At 74.1% G+C, this 17,379-nt stretch carries 18 protein-coding genes and 2 pseudogenes; 10 read left to right on the forward strand and 10 right to left on the reverse strand.

What is annotated here, in order from left to right; genetic code table 11:
- The 3 genes from boxC to fdxA form a co-directional block, all read left to right on the forward strand.
- The coding region (gene boxC, locus AB7J25_RS25275) for a 2,3-epoxybenzoyl-CoA dihydrolase (protein WP_428512861.1) at nt 1-1,435 on the forward strand (1,435 nt) is incomplete at its 5' end.
- A 2-nt stretch (nt 1,436-1,437) separates the two neighbouring features.
- Nucleotides 1,438-2,850 (forward strand): benzoyl-CoA 2,3-epoxidase subunit BoxB, encoded by a 1,413-nt coding sequence (gene boxB / locus AB7J25_RS25280; protein ID WP_428512863.1) that lies wholly within the window; start codon nt 1,438-1,440, stop codon nt 2,848-2,850.
- An 88-nt stretch (nt 2,851-2,938) separates the two neighbouring features.
- Nucleotides 2,939-3,280 (forward strand): ferredoxin, encoded by a 342-nt coding sequence (gene fdxA / locus AB7J25_RS25285; protein ID WP_428512865.1) that lies wholly within the window; start codon nt 2,939-2,941, stop codon nt 3,278-3,280.
- 92 nt (nt 3,281-3,372) lie between these two features.
- Here fdxA and AB7J25_RS25290 read toward each other — a convergent pair whose 3' ends face one another.
- From AB7J25_RS25290 to AB7J25_RS25300, 3 genes are all read right to left on the reverse strand, one after another.
- Entirely contained in the window at nt 3,373-4,455 is a 1,083-nt protein-coding gene (locus AB7J25_RS25290) for a hypothetical protein (RefSeq protein WP_428512867.1), read from the reverse strand.
- Nucleotides 4,456-4,544: 89 nt separating this feature from the next.
- On the reverse strand, nt 4,545-5,369 hold the full coding sequence (locus AB7J25_RS25295) for a hypothetical protein (RefSeq protein ID WP_428512869.1): 825 nt from the start codon (nt 5,367-5,369) through the stop codon (nt 4,545-4,547).
- A gap of 82 nt (nt 5,370-5,451) precedes the next feature.
- Complete coding sequence (locus AB7J25_RS25300; RefSeq protein ID WP_428512871.1) at nt 5,452-5,646, reverse strand: hypothetical protein; 195 nt, start codon at nt 5,644-5,646, stop codon at nt 5,452-5,454.
- On the opposite strand from AB7J25_RS25300, the gene AB7J25_RS25305 reads away from it, so the two are divergent.
- Entirely contained in the window at nt 5,645-7,441 is a 1,797-nt protein-coding gene (locus AB7J25_RS25305; RefSeq protein ID WP_428512873.1) for an AMP-dependent synthetase/ligase, read from the forward strand. The genes AB7J25_RS25300 and AB7J25_RS25305 overlap by 2 nt on opposite strands.
- Nucleotides 7,442-7,454: 13 nt before the next feature.
- On the opposite strand, the gene AB7J25_RS25310 is transcribed toward AB7J25_RS25305, so the two are convergent.
- The 5 genes from AB7J25_RS25310 to AB7J25_RS25330 form a co-directional block, all read right to left on the reverse strand.
- Nucleotides 7,455-7,868: a cupin domain-containing protein gene (locus AB7J25_RS25310; protein WP_428512875.1), complete on the reverse strand. Its 414-nt coding sequence runs from the start codon at nt 7,866-7,868 to the stop codon at nt 7,455-7,457.
- Between the two features lie 77 nt (nt 7,869-7,945).
- Nucleotides 7,946-8,953, reverse strand: a complete 1,008-nt coding sequence (locus AB7J25_RS25315; RefSeq protein WP_428512877.1) for an LLM class flavin-dependent oxidoreductase — start codon at nt 8,951-8,953, stop codon at nt 7,946-7,948.
- Between the two features lie 9 nt (nt 8,954-8,962).
- Entirely contained in the window at nt 8,963-9,613 is a 651-nt protein-coding gene (locus AB7J25_RS25320; RefSeq protein ID WP_428512879.1) for a hypothetical protein, read from the reverse strand.
- Between the two features lie 201 nt (nt 9,614-9,814).
- The gene (locus AB7J25_RS25325; protein WP_428512881.1) at nt 9,815-10,654 is read right to left on the reverse strand and encodes an oxygenase MpaB family protein; all 840 of its coding nucleotides are present in this window, start codon (nt 10,652-10,654) and stop codon (nt 9,815-9,817) included.
- A gap of 248 nt (nt 10,655-10,902) precedes the next feature.
- The gene (locus AB7J25_RS25330) at nt 10,903-11,769 is read right to left on the reverse strand and encodes an NADP-dependent oxidoreductase (protein WP_428512883.1); all 867 of its coding nucleotides are present in this window, start codon (nt 11,767-11,769) and stop codon (nt 10,903-10,905) included.
- A 113-nt stretch (nt 11,770-11,882) separates the two neighbouring features.
- Here AB7J25_RS25330 and AB7J25_RS25335 point away from each other — a divergent pair, with 113 nt between their 5' ends.
- Nucleotides 11,883-12,278 carry a winged helix-turn-helix transcriptional regulator gene (locus AB7J25_RS25335; protein WP_428512885.1) on the forward strand — a complete coding sequence of 132 codons (396 nt, stop codon included), beginning with the start codon at nt 11,883-11,885 and terminating at the stop codon, nt 12,276-12,278.
- Between the two features lie 7 nt (nt 12,279-12,285).
- Nucleotides 12,286-13,266, forward strand: a complete 981-nt coding sequence (locus tag AB7J25_RS25340; protein WP_428512895.1) for an o-succinylbenzoate synthase — start codon at nt 12,286-12,288, stop codon at nt 13,264-13,266.
- Nucleotides 13,267-13,314: 48 nt separating this feature from the next.
- On the opposite strand, the gene AB7J25_RS25345 is transcribed toward AB7J25_RS25340, so the two are convergent.
- Together AB7J25_RS25345 and AB7J25_RS25350 are read right to left on the reverse strand one after the other, a co-directional pair.
- Entirely contained in the window at nt 13,315-14,058 is a 744-nt protein-coding gene (locus tag AB7J25_RS25345) for a hypothetical protein (protein ID WP_428512887.1), read from the reverse strand.
- 101 nt (nt 14,059-14,159) lie between these two features.
- Nucleotides 14,160-14,837 (reverse strand): TetR/AcrR family transcriptional regulator, encoded by a 678-nt coding sequence (locus AB7J25_RS25350; protein ID WP_428512889.1) that lies wholly within the window; start codon nt 14,835-14,837, stop codon nt 14,160-14,162.
- A 56-nt stretch (nt 14,838-14,893) separates the two neighbouring features.
- On the opposite strand from AB7J25_RS25350, the gene AB7J25_RS25355 reads away from it, so the two are divergent.
- The 4 genes and pseudogenes from AB7J25_RS25355 to AB7J25_RS25370 all read left to right on the forward strand — a co-directional run.
- Nucleotides 14,894-15,589, forward strand: a complete 696-nt coding sequence (locus tag AB7J25_RS25355) for a DUF2306 domain-containing protein (protein WP_428512891.1) — start codon at nt 14,894-14,896, stop codon at nt 15,587-15,589.
- Nucleotides 15,586-16,602, forward strand: a complete 1,017-nt coding sequence (locus tag AB7J25_RS25360) for an NAD(P)H-dependent glycerol-3-phosphate dehydrogenase (protein ID WP_428512893.1) — start codon at nt 15,586-15,588, stop codon at nt 16,600-16,602. The genes AB7J25_RS25355 and AB7J25_RS25360 overlap by 4 nt, the downstream gene beginning before the upstream one ends.
- Nucleotides 16,603-16,721: 119 nt before the next feature.
- A pseudogene (locus tag AB7J25_RS25365) lies at nt 16,722-16,844 on the forward strand (type IV toxin-antitoxin system AbiEi family antitoxin domain-containing protein); the annotation flags it as partial.
- Between the two features lie 22 nt (nt 16,845-16,866).
- Nucleotides 16,867-17,379: pseudogene (locus AB7J25_RS25370) on the forward strand (hypothetical protein); the annotation flags it as partial.

A 17,379-nucleotide genomic window follows, 5' to 3' on the forward strand; every position in this document is an offset into this window, starting at 1 on the left:
CGGGAAGGACCGCAACTTCTGCGCGGGCGCCAACATCCGGATGCTCGCGCAGTCCAGCCACCCCTGGAAGGTGAACTTCTGCAAGTTCACCAACGAGACGCGCAACGGCATCGAGGACGCCGCCGCGCACTCCGGCCAGACCTACATCGCCGCGGTCAACGGCACCGCCGCGGGCGGCGGCTACGAGCTCGCCCTGGCCTGCGAGCAGATCCTGCTCGTCGACGACAACTCCTCGGCCGTCTCATTGCCCGAGGTGCCGCTACTCGGCGTGCTCCCCGGCACCGGCGGCCTCACCCGCGTCACCGACAAGCGCAAGGTGCGCAAGGACCGCGCGGACGTGTTCGCCACCCGCGCGGAGGGCGTGCGCGGCAAGCAGGCCGTCGAGTGGCGGCTGGTCGACGAGGTGATCCCGAAGCGGCGCTGGGACGAGACGGTCGCCGAGCGGGCCGCACAGGCCGCCGAATGCTCCACCCGGCCCACCGACGCGCAGGGGATCACGCTCACCCCCCTACAGCGCGAGGAGGACGCCGACGGCATCCGCTACCGCCACGTCCACGCGCGCTTCGACCGCGCCCGTGGCCTCGTCGAGATCACCGTCGACGGCCCCACCGGCGACGTGCCCGACACCGTCGAGCGGGTGCACGAGCTGGGCGCGGAGTTCTGGCCGCTCGCGATGACGCGCGAGCTCGACGACCTGATCCTGCGGCTGCGCGCGAACGAGCTGGAACTGGGCACCTGGATCCTGCGCACCCGCGGCGACGTCGAGGACGCGCTGGCGTTCGAGCGGGTCATCGAGCGCTGCAGCGGGTCGGACTGGCTGGTCAACGAGATCCGCCACTACTTCAAGCGCGTCCTCAAGCGCCTCGACGTCACGTCGCGCTCGCTGATCGCGCTGATCGAGCCGGGCTCGTGCTTCGCGGGGGCACTGCTGGAGCTGGCGCTGGCGTGCGATCGCCAGTACATGCTCGACGGGTTCATGGAGGACGACGCCCAGGAGGGCGAGCCCGCCCAGATCGTGCTGTCGGCGTCCAACTTCGGCACGTTCCCCATGCCCAACGGGCTCTCCCGGCTGGGCTCGCGGTTCTACGGCGACGAGGACACGGTCGCCAAGCTGCGCCAGGAGACCGACCGGCGCATCGAGGCCGCCGAGGCGCGGGAGCTGGGCCTGGTCACCGACGCCCCCGACGACATCGACTGGGACGACGAGATCCGGATCATGCTGGAGGAGCGGGCGTCGCTGTCGCCGGACGCGCTCACCGGCATGGAGGCCAACCTCCGCTTCGTCGGGCCGGAGACGATGGAGTCACGGATCTTCGGCCGGCTGACGGCCTGGCAGAACTGGATCTTCGTACGACCCAGCGCCTCCGGACCCGAGGGGGCGCTGCGCAGGTACGGCACGGGCCGCAAGGCCGACTTCGACCGCAAGCGGGTGTGACCATGGCCATCGACTACTCCGAGAAGATCCCCAACAACGTCGACCTCGCCGGCGACCGCAAGCTGCAGCGGGCGCTGGAGTCCTGGCAGCCGAACTTCCTCAACTGGTGGCGGACGATGGGCCCGGCCCTGCCGACCGAGGACGTCTACCTGCGCACGGCGATCAACGTCGGCCGGGACGGCTGGGCACACTTCGGGCACGTCGCGATGGAGGAGTACCGCTGGGGCGTGTTCCTCGCCGAGCGCAACGCCGACCGCCGGATCGCGTTCGGTGAGCAGAAGGGCGAGCCGGTCTGGCAGCAGGTGCCCGGCGAGTACCGCTCGGACCTGCAGCGGCTCATCGTCATCCAGGGCGACACCGAGCCCGCCTCGGTGGAGCAACAGCGCCGCCTCGGCGAGACCGCGCCGTCGCTGTACGACCTGCGCAACCTCTTCCAGGTCAACGTCGAGGAGGGCCGCCACCTCTGGGCGATGGTCTACCTGTTGCACGCGTACTTCGGCCGGGGCGGCCGCGAGGAGGCCGAGGCGCTGCTGCACCGCAACTCCGGCGACCTGGACAGCCCGCGCATCCTCGGCGCCTTCAACGAGGAGACCCCGGACTGGCTGTCGTTCTTCATGTTCACCTACTTCACCGACCGGGACGGCAAGTACCAGCTCGGGACGCTGAAGGAGTCGGCGTTCGACCCGCTGTCGCGCACCTGCGAGTTCATGCTCAAGGAGGAGAGCCACCACATGTTCGTCGGCACCACGGGTGTCGACCGGGTGGTCGCCCGCGCCGCCGAGCTGATGCACGAGCACGACACCGACGACATCGCCCCGCACGGCGGCATCTCGCTGGACGTGATCCAGCGCTACATCAACTTCCACTACTCGGTGTCATTGGACCTGTTCGGCTCCGAGCAGTCCACGAACGCGGCCAACTACTTCACCGCCGGGCTCAAGGGCCGCTGGCAGGAGGAACGCCGCCGCGACGACCACGTGCTCACCGAGGACTCGGCGCACATCGTCGTGGTCCGCGACGGGGAGATCGGCACCGACGAGGTGCCGGCGCTGCTCGCGCTCAACCACGACCTCCGCGACGAGTACGTCGCAGACTGTGAGAACGGGCTCAAGCGCTGGAACCGGGTGCTGGAACAGGCCGGGATCGACCGGCGGCTGTCCCTGCCGAACGTCGGGTTCAACCGGCACGTCGGGCTGTTCGCCGAGCACCACGTCACGCCGCGCGGGGACGTCGTGTCCTCGGAGGTGTGGGAGGCCAAGCGGGACTCCTGGCTGCCCTCGGACGCCGACCGGGCGCACGTCCGGTCGCTGATGCGGCCGGTCTACGAGCCGGGCAAGATCGCCGGCTGGATCGCCCCGCCCGCCAAGGGCATCAACGGCCAGCCCGTCGAGTACGAGTACGTCCACTTCCCCTGATCCGCCGTCGAGAACGACACTGTGGTGATCAACGAGGCGTTCCGGCGACCATGACGTCGTTCTCGACGCGAAAGCCCTGGAGGTGACCGTGCCGTACGTGATCGCGGGCCCGTGCATCGACGTGATGGACCGCTCGTGCGTGGACGAGTGTCCGGTCGACTGCATCTACGAGGGCGCCCGCAAGCTCTACATCTCCCCGGTCGAGTGCATCGACTGCGGGGCGTGCGAACCGGTGTGCCCGGTCGAGGCGATCAGCCAGGACCGCGCGGTCGAGCCCGACCAGGAGTCACACGTCGAGGACAACGCACGCTTCTTCGACGAGATCCTTCCCGGTCGCGACGAGCCGCTCGGCTCCCCCGGCGGCGCCATGGGGATCGGCGCGGTCGGGGTGGACACCGAGATGGTCGCCAAACACGAAGCCGACGGCTGATCGGCCCCGGCCGGCCCGGGGCCCGACGACGCGCCCCGGCCGGCCTCACCGTCGCTCCGCCGCGTCCGCCGCGGCGGTGCGTCCGGCAGGTGTCAGCGGTAGAGCTCGGCGGCCAGCTGCGGGGTGAGCACCCCCGGCTGCTGCTTGTCGTGGAACCGCAGCTCGGCGTAGGTGACCACGGCCGCCACGACGCCGACGATCCCGCCCACGATGCCGAGCAGGCCCTGCACGATCGCCCCGAGGATCGAGGCGGGTCCGCCGAGCAGCGCCGCGATGAGCCCGACGATGAAGTAGTACACGAACGCGGCGAGGAACAGCAGCAGCATCCGGCCGAGCGTCGGGCCGAACCGGTTGTTGAACAGCGCGAAGCAGCGGCCGATCCCGGCACGCTCGATCACCACGACGCCGTAGAGGGTCGCGGCGAACACGCACGCCAGGTAGATGCCCGGCAGGATGAGCAGTACGAAGCCGATGCCGATGATCAGCCCGGCGAGGATGCCCCAGCCGATCATCGGGAGCAGCCGCGACGGGGCGAACTTCAGCGCCGCGGCGATGTCGCCCGGACCGCCCTGGGCCTGCGTCACGATGATGTGGACGCACGCGATCGCGCCGATCAACGAGACCAGCCCGGCGATGATCGAGCCGAGCAGCGGCAGGCCGACGAGGCTGAACCCGACCTGACCGGAGGCGAGGTCGTCCGGGCTGATGTTCGTCATGCCGGGGCCGAACAGCAACGCCACGATGATCGCGACGACCGCCACACCGAGCTGGATCTGCAGCAGCGGCACGAGACTGCGCTGCACCGTCGCGATGATCCGCTGGAACCAGCCACCCAGGTCCGGCGGCACGAGCGGGTCGTTCGGCGGCGGCACGCCCGGGACGCCGCCCGCCTGCGGGTACGGCTGCTGCCCGTAGCCGGGCGGCGGGTAGCCACCCTGCGGGGGATAGCCGCCCTGTTGCGGGTAGCCGCCCTGTTGCGGGTAGCCGCCCTGTTGCGGGTAGCCGCCCTGCTGCGGGTAGCCGCCCTGCTGCGGGTAGCCACCGGGCGGCGGCTGCTGCGGATACCCCTGCGGGGGGTACTGGTACTGCTGCCCGCCTGGCGGCGGCCCCCAGCCGCCGGGATTCTGCGGAGGCGGGCCGTCGGGGTTTCCGGGCGGACCGGGAGGCGTCGACATGCGTGCGACGGTAGCCCCTGGTCGTCGCTCGACCTACCGCTTCGCGGGTCTCACTCCGATCACGACCCGCCCGGCCGCGCGGCGTCCGGCTACCCGGCGAGCTGCGCCGCGAGGGTGGCGGTGCTCAGACCGGGCTGCTCGCCCGCCCGCAGCTCGGCATAGGTCACGACGGCGACCGCGACCCCGACGACGCCGACCGCGGACCCGGCCACCACCTGCACGACCGTCGTCGCCAACGGCCCCGCGCCGACGGCCGACACCAGCAGGTCCACGGTGGCGAGGAAGGCGAGGTAGGCACCGACCGCGAGCAGGATCCGGCCGAGCGTCGGCAGGAGCCGGGGGTTCACCAGGGCGAAGCAACGCCCGATCCCGCGCCGCTCGACCACCACCACGCCGTAGAGGCTCGCCACGAACACGACCCCCAGGTAGATCGCCGGAAGGATCAGCAGCGTCCCGGCAACGACCAGCGCTCCCGCGACCAGCAGCCAGCCGGCGAGCGGGAGCACCCGACCGCCCGCGATCCCCGCGGCCTGCCCGACCGTCAGGGGATCCCCGGCGGCATGGCGAACCGCCAGCACCACGGACACCGCCGCCGAAGCCGCCGCGACCAGCAGCATGATCACGCCGGCCAGCAGAGCCGTGCCGAGGAAGTCCGGCCCGACCGTCGTCGGGTCGAACGGGGCGCCGTCGAACGGCGGCCCCGCGGCCGCGCCGACCCCGACACCCACGGCCGTCGCCACGAGCTGCACGGGCAGCAGCGCGGGCCAACTGCGCCGCACCACCCCGACGATCCGCTCGAGCCAGCCGCCGAAGTCCCCCGGCACGAGCGGATCCGCGCCCACGCCCCGTCGCGTCGGCGGCTCCGGGAACGAGCGCGGGTCGAACGGGTCCTGCGGCCCGGGCGGCATCGACATGCGACGACGCTAGCGGCGCAGCCTTGCACGACGCATCCGCACCCGCACCATCACCCGATCGCGTCGCCTGCTCGGGCGGCTCTCACCGGTCGACGGCGGTGTAGCAGTGCTCGAGGTGCTCGCGGATGCCCTCGAAGCCACCCTCGCGGCCGAGGCCGGACTGCATGACCCACCGAAGGGAGCAGCCGGATCCGGGACTTCGCGCGGTCTTCCGCAGGCGCCCGGGGCGGGCCAGGCTGGTCGCCCGAGCCGGTCGCGGGCCGAGGGAGTCGATCATGGACGTAACCGGGTTGCGCAGCCTCTGCGAAGCCTTCCAGCGGACGGCGAACGCCCACCCCGACGCACCGGCGCTGCGCGCACCCGGCGGCACGCCCGCGATCACGTGGCGGGAGTACGCCGAGCGCGTCCGTCGGGTCGCGGCGGGCCTGCACGCCCTCGGCGTACGCCGGGGCGACGCCGTCGGGTTGATGCTGCTCAACCGGCCCGAGTTCCACCTCGTCGACACCGGGGCCATGCACCTGGGAGCCGCACCGTTCTCGGTCTACAACACCTCACCCGCCGGACAGATCGCGCACGTGCTCCGCAACGCGGGCGCCAGGGTCGTCATCTGCGAGGCGAATTTCGTCGACCGGGTCCGGGCGGCGGGTGGCGCGGTCGAGCACATCGTGGTGATCGAGGGTGCCCTGGAGGGCACGCTCTCCCTGGCGGAGCTTGAGGGGATGTCGGAGGGCGGGTTCGACTTCGACGGCGCCTGGCGGGCCGTGCAGCCCGAGGACCTGCTCACGCTCATCTACACCTCGGGCACCACCGGTCCGCCCAAGGGCGTGGAGCTCACCCACGCCAACATGATCGCCCAGATCGCGGGGCTCGACGACGTGATGACGGTGCACGTGGGCGACCGGATGGCGTCCTACCTGCCGTCGGCACACGTCGCGGATCGCTGGATCTCCCACTACGTCGGCATGATCTACGGCCTGGACATCACCTCCGTTCCCGACGCCCGGCGGCTCTTCGCGGTGCTGCCCGAGGTGCGCCCGACGTTGTTCGGCGGCGTGCCGAGGGTCTTCGAGAAACTGCAGGCGGGGCTGGAGGCCCGGTTCGCGGCCGAGCCGGATCCGCAGAAGGCCGCGGGCGTCATGTGGGCGCTGGAGGTGGGCAGGCGGAAGGTGGCGGCCGAGCAGGCCGCACGCGCCGGCACGGGGCCGGGCCCCGATCAGGCGCTGCTCACCGAGTACGCCGACGCCGACCGGATGGTGTGGGCGCCGGTGCGCACCCGGCTCGGCCTGGACCGGGTCCGCACGACCTTCGGCGGGGCCGCCGCGTTCCCGCCGGATGTGCTGGAGTTCTTCGGCGCGATCGGGTTGCCGATCAACGAGCTGTGGGGCATGTCGGAGCTCGCCTGCCTCGGCGCGTCGAACCGGGACGGCTCGGCCAGGCACGGCACCGTGGGCCCCGCGATACCCGGTATCGAGATGCGCATCGCCGAGGACGGCGAGCTGCTCTGCCGGGGCGGCATGGTCATGCGCGGCTACCGCAACGACCCCACTCGGACCGCGGAGGCGATCGATGCCGACGGCTGGCTGCACACCGGCGACATCGGCTCGATCGACGCCGACGGCTACCTCACGATCGTGGACCGCAAGAAGGAGCTGATCATCAACTCGGCCGGCAAGAACATGTCACCGGCCAACATCGAGGGCACCGTCAAGAGCGCGAGCCCGCTGATCGGGCAGGTCGCGGTGATCGGCGACGGCCGGCCGTACAACGTGGCGCTGATCGTCCTGGACCCGGACGCCTCGGCGGCCTACGCCGCGCGCCGGGGCCTGCCGGACTCTTCGCCCGCGGCGCTCAGCGCGGACGACGACGTGCGCAAGGCGATCGGCAGCGCCGTCGACCTCGCGAATGCGCGGCTGTCGCGCGTGGAGCAGGTCAAGCGGTTCACGGTCCTGCCGGTGGACTGGCTGCCCGCCGGGGACGAGCTCACCCCCACGATGAAGCTGCGGCGCCGCCCGATCGCGAAGAAGTACGCCGCCCTGATCGAGGCGATGTACGCGGCGCCGACGAGCATCTGAGCGCGGCCCGGCGTCAGGGACCGAACAGGTGCGGCAGGCCGTCGAGCTCGGGGAGCAGCACCACGCTCTCCTGCTCGTTCGGATCCGTGCGCGCGATCAGCCCGATCACCGGTTCGGTGTCGCTGAGGTTCACCGGCAGGTGGGGCACGCCGGCGGGGATGTAGACGAACCCGCCCGCCGCGGTGTCCACCCGCTGATCGAGCCGGGGCCCGAACCACGTGGTGGCGCGCCCGCTCACCACGTACACCGCCGACTCGTGGCCCTCGTGCAGGTGCGCCTTCGCCCGCCCGCCCGGCGGGATCCGCACGACGTGCATGCACAGCGCGCGCGACCCGGCGTTCTGCGCGCAGACGCCCATGAACATCTCGTGGCCCTGCACGCTCCCGGTGGCCGGCGCCGGGTCGATCCCGATGCACCGCTCGTCCATCGCGCCCTCCCATGCCTGCCCGCCACGGGCGGTGGCGACCCCCGCGACCGCTCGGCTCGGCCGCGAGTATGGCCCGGTCAGCGGCCGAAGGTCGCCAGGACGGCGTCGAGCCGGTCCGCGATCTCGGCCGCGGTCAGACCGTAGCTGGGCACGTAGCACAGCAGGCGGTCGTAGAGCCCGTGGAACGCGGGCATCTGCTCGCGGGCCTCCTGCGGCGTCCCGGCCACCGCCATCCGTTCGAGCATCGCGGGCGACACCGCCGCGATCATCGACTCCGCGTCGCGGCGCTGCCACGCCTCGCGGATCGCGTCCACCTCGGCCGTGAACCCCTCCAGCTCGACGAGCGGGGCGTAGGTGCGCACGACCGTGTAGAAGGCGATCTGGGCGGCGGCGTCGCGGCGGGCACGGTCGCCGTCCTCGGCGACGCTGGTGATCACGTAGCCCGCGATCGGCACGGTCGCGTCCCGTCCGGTGCGGCGCGCACCCTCCGCGAGCGCCGGGCGCACCACCTCCTGCACGTACCGGCGGGTGAAGATCGGGTGGCCGACGAGCCCGTCCGCGACCGCCCCGGCAGCCTGCACCATCCGGCGGTTGAACCCGGCCAGGTAGACCGGGATCGGCGGGCCCGGGCGCACCTCCGCCGTCGGCTGAAGCGCCATCCGGTAGAAGCGGCCCTCGTGGTGCACGCCCGAGGCGTCCATCGCCCAGATCCGGCGCAGCAACGGGACCAGCTCCTCGAGCCGCGGCGCCGGGGACAGGCCGTCCGCGCCGTGCCAGTCCTGCTGCATGCGCTTCGTGCCCGTCCCGAGGCCGAGCACGAGGCGCCCCCCGGAGAGCTCGCCGAGATCGCGGGCCTCCGCGGCGAGCACCAGCGGACTGCGGCCCACCGCGTAGGCGATCCCACTGCCCAGCGTGATCGTCGAGGTCGCCATGGCCATCGCCGCCAGCGACACCGTGGCCGAGCGGTCGTAGAACTCGGTGGTCCACACCGACTCGAAGCCGCGCTCCTCCGCACGCCGTGCCGCCGCGACCGCCGCCGCCGGCGTGCCGCCGTGCACCGCCACACCCATCAGTTCGCCCGCCACGACCCGACCCTAGGACCCGCGCCTGACGCGCACGTGGCCCTGCCTACGAGCCGGCGCGCCGGGCACCGCCGCGGCGCCGTCCCCCGGCCCGCCTGCCCGATCCGACGGGCGGGGCCGCGGCGGGCCCCCGGACCCCTCGGGGCTCGGCCGCGGCGCCGGGACGTCGGGTGCGGGGGCGAAGGCGGGGGTGCCGGCGCCCCGGGCCCGGACGGGATCGGGGCGCGGCCCGACCGCGGGGGCGGAGTGCGGGGGACGCGTGCGGCGGGCGGTGTCGGCGGCGTCCGGCGTGTCGGCGGCGTCCGGCGTGTCGGCGGCGTTCGCGGTGTCCGGCCCGTCCGCGGCGTCCGCGGTGTCCGGGCCGCCGGCGGTTTCCGGCGCGTCCGCCGGATGTGGCGCGTCCGCGGTGTCCGGCCCGCCGGCCCTGTCCAGGGCATCCGCGGTGGCCGGCGCGTCCGCGGTGTCCGACCCGTCAGCGGTGTCCGGCGCGTCCGCGGTGTCCGGCGCGTCAGCGGTGTCCGGCCCGCCGGCCGTGTCCGGCGCGTCCGGCGCATCCATCGGCGCCTCGTCCAACGCGAGCTGCCGGGCCTCCCCCGCGTGCGGCCTGCGATGGTGCCCGATCACCCAACCCAGCAGCCGGGCATGCCCGTGCACGTACGGCATCCCGACCCGTCCTTCCCGGTCGCGCCTTCCCCGACCACCCGACCTCTGTCCAGTGCAGCACGGCACCCCGACAATCCCGACGGGCTGAGCGACCGCGGGACGGCGGCGCCGAGCGGGCGGCCCGGCAGGTCCCGACCCGACCTGCTGCACGGTCGGCGCGCCGGCCGGGCGGGTCGGGGCGGGTGGCAGGGCCGCGGCTTGTCAGGCCACCTCCACCGCCGCCATCAGCCGCCGGGCCCGCTGCACGCGCGGCGGCGCGGACTCCGGCGGCATCAGCCGCGCGACGGCGGGGCGGGCGGCCCGCAGCAGCAGCGCCACCCCGAGATCGGTGGTGGGCAGGCCCGGGAGCCCGTAGACGCGTCGCGCCCACCGCGGCAACGTGGCGACGGCCGCGGTGGCGACCGTGGAGATCGCGGTGCGGAAGGCCCGTGGAGCGTCCCCCCGCGGGCGCAGCAGGCCACCGACGCCGCGCACGGCCTCCTCCGTCATCCGCAGTTGCGGCCGGACGCGCGCGAAGTAGGCGTCCATCTCGGCCCGGGTCGTCGGCACGATCGCCGGATCCAGGCCGACGACCTGCGCGGCCGCCCGGTTCTCCGCAACGTAGGCGTCCGCCTCCGCCGCGGAGACGATCCCGGCGCGACGGGCGACGTCGACGTAGGAGTCGATCTCGCAACAGTGCACCCACAACAGCCCGGCGGGATCGTCGACCCGGAAGTGCTCGCCGGTGTCCGGGTCGTAGCCGCGCAGCTTGGCGTGCAGGGCGCGCACGCGGGCGGCGGCTCGCTCGACCTCCGCGAGGCTGCCGAACGTGCGCGTCTCCACGAACTCGACGGTGCGCAGGAAGCGCGGGTAGGCCTTCTGCGGATCGAACAGGGCCGAGTTCTGGAAGGTCGCACGCATGACGCGCGGGTGCAGGGACTGCAGCAGCAGCGCCCGCATACCGGCGACGATCAGCACCGGCTCCACGTGCATCCGCCACGTGATCGAGCGCGGGCCGAACAGGCCCAGGTCCGGGCCGGTGTCCGCCACCGCGTCGCCCATGCCGTCACCGTACGCGCCGGCCGGAGGAGCGGCCACGGCCCGCGGGCCCGACGCCCGGGCGAAACCCGCAACCCGCGCCGGCGAAACCCGCAACTCGCGGCGGCGAGCCCGCAACTCGCGGCGGCGAGCCCGCAACCCGCCCGGGCGAAACCCGCAACCCGCGCCGGCGAAACCCGCAACTCGCCCTGACGGGATGCGCAACTCGCGGGCTTTCGGGCGACCAGCGGCTCTCGGGCGACCAGCGGCTCTCAGGGCACCAGCACGAGCTTGCCCCGCACGCCGCCCGCGGCGAGGCGCCGGTGCGCGGCCGCGGCGTCCGCGAGCGGGAAGGTCGCCGCGACGCGCGTGCGCAGCCGCCCGGCCGCGACGGCGTCCAGCAACTCCCCCAACGCCGCTGCGTCCGGGGTCACCGACACCTTCGCGACCCGGACGCCGCGCTCGGCCACCGGCGTGGTCGGGTCCGTCACCGCGACGAACGAACCCCCGTCGCGGACGGCCGAGATCAGCTCCGGCCCGGCGGGAGCGGCGTCGAGCACGGCGTCGACGACCGGCAGCCGCCCGGAGAGCGCGTCGCGGCCCAGCACGTGCGCCGCACCGAGCCCGGCCACCCACTCCTCGTCGCCCGCGGACGCCACCGCGTACACCTCGGCGCCGGCCTGCGCGGCGAGCTGCACCGCGAAGCCGCCGACGGCTCCCGACGCGCCCGTGACCAGCAACGACCCGCCCTCCGGAAGGGTCGCGAGGGCCTGGCGGGCGGTCAGCCCGGCCAGCGGCACGGTCGCGGCGAGCACGGCGGCCACCCCGTCGGGGACGGGTGCCACCCATTCCCGGTCCACCGCCACCGCCTCGGCGTAGGCGCCACGGTCGGTGGCGAACCACGGGACCATGCCCGCAACCCGCGTCCCGTCCACCTCGCCCGCCAGGTCCCAGCCCAGCACGAACGGCGGCGACAGCACCGCCGCGAACGCACCCGCGCGGGTGGCGAGGTCGACCGGGTTCACCGTCGCCGCACGCACCCGCACGACGACCTCCCCCGGCCCGGGGACCGGCTCCTCGCGGTCGGCGAGGGCCAGTACGTCGGGGCCGCCGTAGGACCCCGTCTCGATCACCTTCACGATCCCTCCCTGGGTCTCCCCCGCACATGGACGCCGGCCGGCGCCGCGTGCCAGACTGCGCCCCGCAGGCACTGATGGGGAGTAGGCACCTAGAAGTGCCTAGGGGAGGAACCATGACCACCCAGACCGCCGAGGAGCGCCGCCAGGAGCAACGCCTCGCATACGACGCCTTCCTCGCCCGCTGTCCCACCCGGCAGGTGCTGGCGACGATCGGTGGCAAGTGGTCCGCACTGCTGGTCAGCGCACTGGCGGACGGACCACGGCGGCACGGGGAGCTGCGCACGACCATCGCGGGGGTGAGCCAGAAGATGCTCACCCAGACCCTGCGCGAGCTGGAGCGCGACGGGCTGGTGCGGCGCACCGTCACCGCGCAGGTGCCGGTGCGGGTCGACTACGAGCTCACCACGCTGGGGCGCACGCTCGTCCCGGTGCTGCGGGCGCTCAAGGACTGGTCCGAGGCCCACATCGAGGAGATCCTCGACGCCCGCACGCGGTTCGACCGTGCCTGAGGTGAGGATGACGGTGTTCGACGAGGTCCGCCCCTACGCGATCCCGCTGCGCACCCGCTTCCGCGGCATCACCGTCCGCGAGGGCGTGCTGGTGCGCGGCCCCCTGGGCTGGGGGGAGTTCTGCCCGTTCCCCGAGTACGGCGACGCGGAGGCGGCGGCCTGGCTCGCGACGGCCGTCGAGCAGGTGACGCGGGGCTGGCCGGCCCCGGTCCGCGACCGCGTGCCGGTGAACGCCACGGTTCCCGCCGTCCCACCGGATCGGGCACACGCGATCGTCACGGCCTCCGGATGCACGACGGCGAAGGTCAAGATCGCCGACCACGCCTGCTCCCACGCCGAGGACCTCGCGCGCGTCGAGGCCGTCCGCGACGCGCTCGGGCCGGGCGGTGCGCTGCGCGTGGACGTCAACGGACGCTGGGACGTCGACACCGCCGTCGTCCGGATCCGGGAGCTGGACCGGGCCGCCGGCGGGCTGCAGTACGTCGAGCAGCCGTGCGCGGGCATCGACGAGCTCGCCGCCGTGCGCCGCCGGGTGGACGTGCCGATCGCGGCGGACGAGTCGATCCGCCGCGCCGACGACCCGCTGCGGGTGGCCGTGGCCGGGGCCGCGGACGTCGCGGTCCTCAAGTGCGCGCCGCTGGGCGGGGTGCGCCGGGCCCTGGAGGTGGCGCAGGCCGCCGGGCTGCCCGTCGTGGTGTCCTCGGCGCTGGAGACGAGCGTCGGGCTCGCGGCGCAGCTCGCGCTCGCGGGCGCCCTGCCCGAGCTGGAGCTCGCCTGCGGCCTGGGCACCACCGCGCTGCTGGACGGCGATCCCGTCGCCCGTCCGTTCCGCCCCGTCGCGGGATTCCTGCCCGTGCCGCGCACGCCGCCCGAACCCGATCCGGCCCTGCTCGCGCGCCACGCGGCCGACCCGGACCGCGGGCGGTGGTGGACCGAGCGCCTCGCCCGCGCGCTGGACCTGCTTCCGGACCTCGCCCGACCCGGGTGAGCCCCCGGGCCGGTCCCGCAGCCACCGGGGAGCTTGCGCCGGCGCGGCCTACGGCACCGGCAGCGGCAGGGCGTCCGGCGCCGGCAGCCCCCCGGGAGCCGGCAGCCCACCCGGGCCCGGCAGGGGCAGCGCTCCGGGAGCCGGCAGCGCGCCCGGCCCGGGAACGGGCAGGCCCTCCGCACCGGGGGGAGCGACCGGCAGCGGTGCTGCGGCCGGCGCGGGGGACTCGGCACTCGTCGGCGCGGGCGCCGAGTCCGCCGCGGCCCGCGGCTGCTCGACGGGCGCGACCGTCCAGTCGAAGCCCCGTCCCGCGACGCCCGGGGCCGCGACCAGTACCTGGTGCGTGTCGGCCTGCACCCCGAGGTAGCGCCGGTTGCCGTCGCCGGGGGTGTAGATGCCGTTGCCCTGCAACCATCGGTAGGTGTCGCTGCGGATGTCGGGGCAGCGCACCATCGCAGGCCCCTCGGCCGAGAGGCACCAGCGCAGGCCGAGCTTCTCGTTGCGCAGGCGCTTGCTCGCGACGTCGTAGGTCCACCGCTGGTCGGAGCCGGTGTCGCAGGCCTCGACGACGACCAGGCCCGTCCGTTCCCCCGTCGCGGGCGCCTTGCCCGACAGGCACAGCCCGGTGAGGTCGTTGGTGACCGTGAACGGCACCTCGGGGAAGGTCGACTTCTCGCCCTGGGGTTCGGGCTCGGGCGCGGGAGCGGCCTGCGCGACGGTCACCAGCAGCGCGGCGAGGAGGACGGAACCCGCCGCCGCGAGGGCGGCGGCCAGGACACGACGAGAGCGCATGGGGGCCATCTCCGGGGGAGCTCGGCGACGGGGAGCCTGCGGGAGAGGCTAGTGCACTCGCCCGGTCGACTGATGGACGGGTAGCCCGATCGGCATGCCCGTCACGGCCCGGTGCGCGATCGCACCAGATGCTCGACGCCGTCGAGGATGCGGGCGAGCCCGAATGCGAAGTCGGCGTCCCGCTCGGCCCGCGAGCCCTCGGCGGGCGCGAATGCGCCGCCGTGGACCGCGCGCAGCACGGCGGGGAACCGGTCGGCGTCGAGCAGCTCCGCGAGCCGCGCGCCGTAGCCGGCCGGGTCCGGCACCCCGGGCGCGGTGCCGAACGCGGCCCACTGCAGGTCCGCGAACACGTGCGCGCTGAGCAGCAGCACTGTGTTGACCTTCTCGGGTTCCGCCAGGCCGGTGGGGGCCAGCGCGCCGAGGGCGCTCTCCAGCCAGCCGAGCTGGTGCGGCGTGGCGGGCGGGCCGAACATCGCGACCGCCTGCAGCATCCACGGGTGGGCCCGGAAGCGCGCCAGCGCGGCCCACGTCCACTCCTCCAGCGCGGCCCGCCAGCCCGTGCCTGCAAGGCGCGGCGATGGCCCGATTGCCGCGTCCTGCATGAGCAGCACCAGCTCGTCCTTGCTCGCGACGTGGCGGTAGAGCGACATCGCCGTGAACCCCAGACGGGCCGCGACCTTGCCCATCGACAGCCCGACGAGACCCTCCGCGTCGGCGATCCGGACACCTTCCGCGACGATCCGGTCGCGGTGCAGGCCGCCACGTCGGGGTTCGGGCACGGGCACCTCCGGGAATAGATTGCACCGGTGGTTAGTTTATCTCATAAACTTTGTGTATGGCATATACAGCGCGGCCGGACACCGTCCGGCGTTTCACCTGGCCGTGGCTGGTCCTCGCGCTCCTGGCGGTCGCGTTCCTCGCGTTCTCGGTGCCTCCCTACCTCACGTTCGACCCGGCGCGCAGCCGCCTCCCGATCCCCGCGGACGTCGCCTGGTACTACCCGGCGTTGGTCGTGCACATCCTGCTCGGCGCGGTCGCGCTGGTCGCCGCGTGCGTCCAGCTGTGGCCGTGGCTGCGGGCGACCCACCCGGAGGTCCACCGCCGGAGCGGCCGCGTGTACGCGGCGTCGGCGATCCTCGCCTCGCTCTCGGTGCTCACGATCACCATGTACGGGGTGTGGGGCGCCAACCAGCGCGTCGCGAACACGATGCTCGCGCTGCTATGGCTGATCACGACGGTCGCCGGGGTGCGGGCGGCCCGGCGACGGCGGTTCGCCGAGCACCGCGAATGGATGGTGCGCAGTGCCGCGCTCGCGTTCTCGATCGTCGCGAACCGGATATGGGTCGTGCTGTGCATCGCCGTCTTCGCGCCGGAGGTGTTCGGCACCGATCCCGGACCGGCGGCGGCACCCGAGCTCGCCCAGGCGGTCGGGGCGAGCGCCTGGCTGAGCTGGGTGGTGAACCTGCTGGTCGCCGAGTGGTGGCTGCATCGCACCCGCCACCGCGCCTGCGCTGTTAGATTCCCCGGGTGATCAGACGGCAGCCGACGGTGGCTGTGCTCGGAGCCGGGTCGTGGGGGACCGCGGTGGCCGCGATCGTGGCGCGCAGCACACCCACCATCCTCTGGGCCCGGTCGCCGGAGATCGTCGCGGAGGTCAACGGTGCGCACGGCAACTCCCGCTACATCGGCGAGGTGAAGCTGCCGCGCAAGCTGCACGCCACCAACTCCCTGGAGGAGGCCGTCTCCGACGCGGACGCGCTGGTGATGGGCGTGCCGTCGCACGGGTTCCGCGCCGTGCTGACCGACGCCGCGCCGTTCGTCCGGCCGTGGGTGCCGATCGTGAGCCTGGTGAAGGGCCTGGAGCAGGGCACGGACCTGCGGATGACGGAGATCGTCGGCGAGGTCCTGCCGGGCAGCCCCGCCGGCGTGCTGGCCGGGCCGAACATCGCCCGCGAGGTGCTGGACGGCTACGCGGCCGCGGCCACCCTCGCGATGTCGGACCGCAACCTCGCGGCCCAGCTCGCGGAGCTGTTCCGCACGCCGATGTTCCGCATCTACTCGACCACGGACGTCGTCGGGGTGGAGATCTGCGGCCCGCTCAAGAACGTGTTCGCGATCGCCGCCGGCATGGGCGACGGCGCGGGCGCGGGCCACAACACGAAAGCAATGGTGATCAGCCGGGCCGTGCGGGAGATGGCCCGGTTGGGCGAGGCGATCGGCGGCGAGCCCGTCACGTTCGGAGGCCTGGCGGGAATGGGCGACCTGGTCGTGACGTGCGTGAGCCCGCTCTCGCGCAACCGCCGCGTCGGCGAGGCGATCGGCCGGGGGCTGTCGGTGCCTGCGGCGATCGCGTCGTTGAACCAGGTCGCGGAGGGGGTCAAGTCGGCGAGCGTGGTGATGGAGCTGGCGCGCCGGGCGGGGGTGGAGATGCCTATCGCACGTGAGGTGGACGCCGTGATCAACCACGGGGCCAGCGCGATCGATGCCTACCGCGGCCTGCTGCGCGAGGCGCCCGGCCACGAGTTCGACGACTCCGGCTGGTAGATCCGCGTCTGCGGTGCCACGCGGCCATCCGTGACCGCCTCGCACCACAACCGCGGATCTTGCACGGGAGTTCCCCCGTTCCGCCGCGGACGGAGGGTCCGGCGGCGCATCCTGCGGCGATGTCGATCGACGAGCTGCTCGCCGGACAGGCCGGCGTGCTCACCGTCGCCCAGGCCGTGGCCGCAGGCATCAGCGCGCGGTCGGTCCGGCGCCGGGTCGCGAACGATGCCTGGCGGGAGCTGCATCCCGGGGTGCTGCTCGCCGGTGGGCACCGGCTCACCGACGAGGCCCGCCTGCGGGCGGCGTGGCTGCGGACCGGCGGACCGGCGGACCGGCGGACCGGCGGCCCTGCTCTGCGGGCCGACGGCGGCGTTCTGGCACGGCCTGCTGGCGCGCGCGCCCCTGGCCGCCGAGATCACCGTGCCCCGCGGGGACCACCGGCGGGCCCAGCGGGGGGTGCAGCTGCGGCGCCGCGACCTCGACCAGCGCGACCGCGCCCGCCGCCGGGGCGTCACGCTCACGGGCCGCGGTCTCACGGTCCTCGAGACGGCGATCGCGCTGCCCGACGGATCGGCGTTGCTGGACCGCGCCCTGCAGCGCCACGTCTCCCCCGCGGAGCTGCAGGCGGCGTTCAGCCGCAACCCGGGCCCCCGGGGCTCCCCCGGGCAACGACGCCTGCTCGCCGCGGCCGGGGACCGGGCGGACTCGGCCGCGGAACGCCTGCTGGTCGCGATCCTGCGCGAGGCGGGCGTCACCGGCTGGGTGCTCGGGCACCCG

Source organism: Pseudonocardia sp. (genome assembly GCF_050246655.1).
In the GTDB taxonomy this organism is placed as follows: domain Bacteria; phylum Actinomycetota; class Actinomycetes; order Mycobacteriales; family Pseudonocardiaceae; genus Pseudonocardia.

Bases quoted from the DNA above. Each gene is read 5' to 3' on its own strand.
- boxB (WP_428512863.1), top strand. From the start codon at position 1,438: ATGGCCATCGACTACTCCGAGAAGATCCCCAACAACGTCGACCTCGCC.
- AB7J25_RS25290 (WP_428512867.1), bottom strand. From the start codon at position 4,455: ATGTCGACGCCTCCCGGTCCGCCCGGAAACCCCGACGGCCCGCCTCCG.
- AB7J25_RS25340 (WP_428512895.1), top strand. From the start codon at position 12,286: ATGACGGTGTTCGACGAGGTCCGCCCCTACGCGATCCCGCTGCGCACC.
- AB7J25_RS25295 (WP_428512869.1), bottom strand. From the start codon at position 5,369: ATGTCGATGCCGCCCGGGCCGCAGGACCCGTTCGACCCGCGCTCGTTC.
- AB7J25_RS25305 (WP_428512873.1), top strand. From the start codon at position 5,645: ATGGACGTAACCGGGTTGCGCAGCCTCTGCGAAGCCTTCCAGCGGACG.
- AB7J25_RS25345 (WP_428512887.1), bottom strand. From the start codon at position 14,058: ATGCGCTCTCGTCGTGTCCTGGCCGCCGCCCTCGCGGCGGCGGGTTCC.
- AB7J25_RS25300 (WP_428512871.1), bottom strand. From the start codon at position 5,646: ATGATCGACTCCCTCGGCCCGCGACCGGCTCGGGCGACCAGCCTGGCC.
- AB7J25_RS25335 (WP_428512885.1), top strand. From the start codon at position 11,883: ATGACCACCCAGACCGCCGAGGAGCGCCGCCAGGAGCAACGCCTCGCA.
- AB7J25_RS25320 (WP_428512879.1), bottom strand. From the start codon at position 9,613: ATGCCGTACGTGCACGGGCATGCCCGGCTGCTGGGTTGGGTGATCGGG.
- AB7J25_RS25325 (WP_428512881.1), bottom strand. From the start codon at position 10,654: ATGGGCGACGCGGTGGCGGACACCGGCCCGGACCTGGGCCTGTTCGGC.
- AB7J25_RS25310 (WP_428512875.1), bottom strand. From the start codon at position 7,868: ATGGACGAGCGGTGCATCGGGATCGACCCGGCGCCGGCCACCGGGAGC.
- AB7J25_RS25355 (WP_428512891.1), top strand. From the start codon at position 14,894: ATGGCATATACAGCGCGGCCGGACACCGTCCGGCGTTTCACCTGGCCG.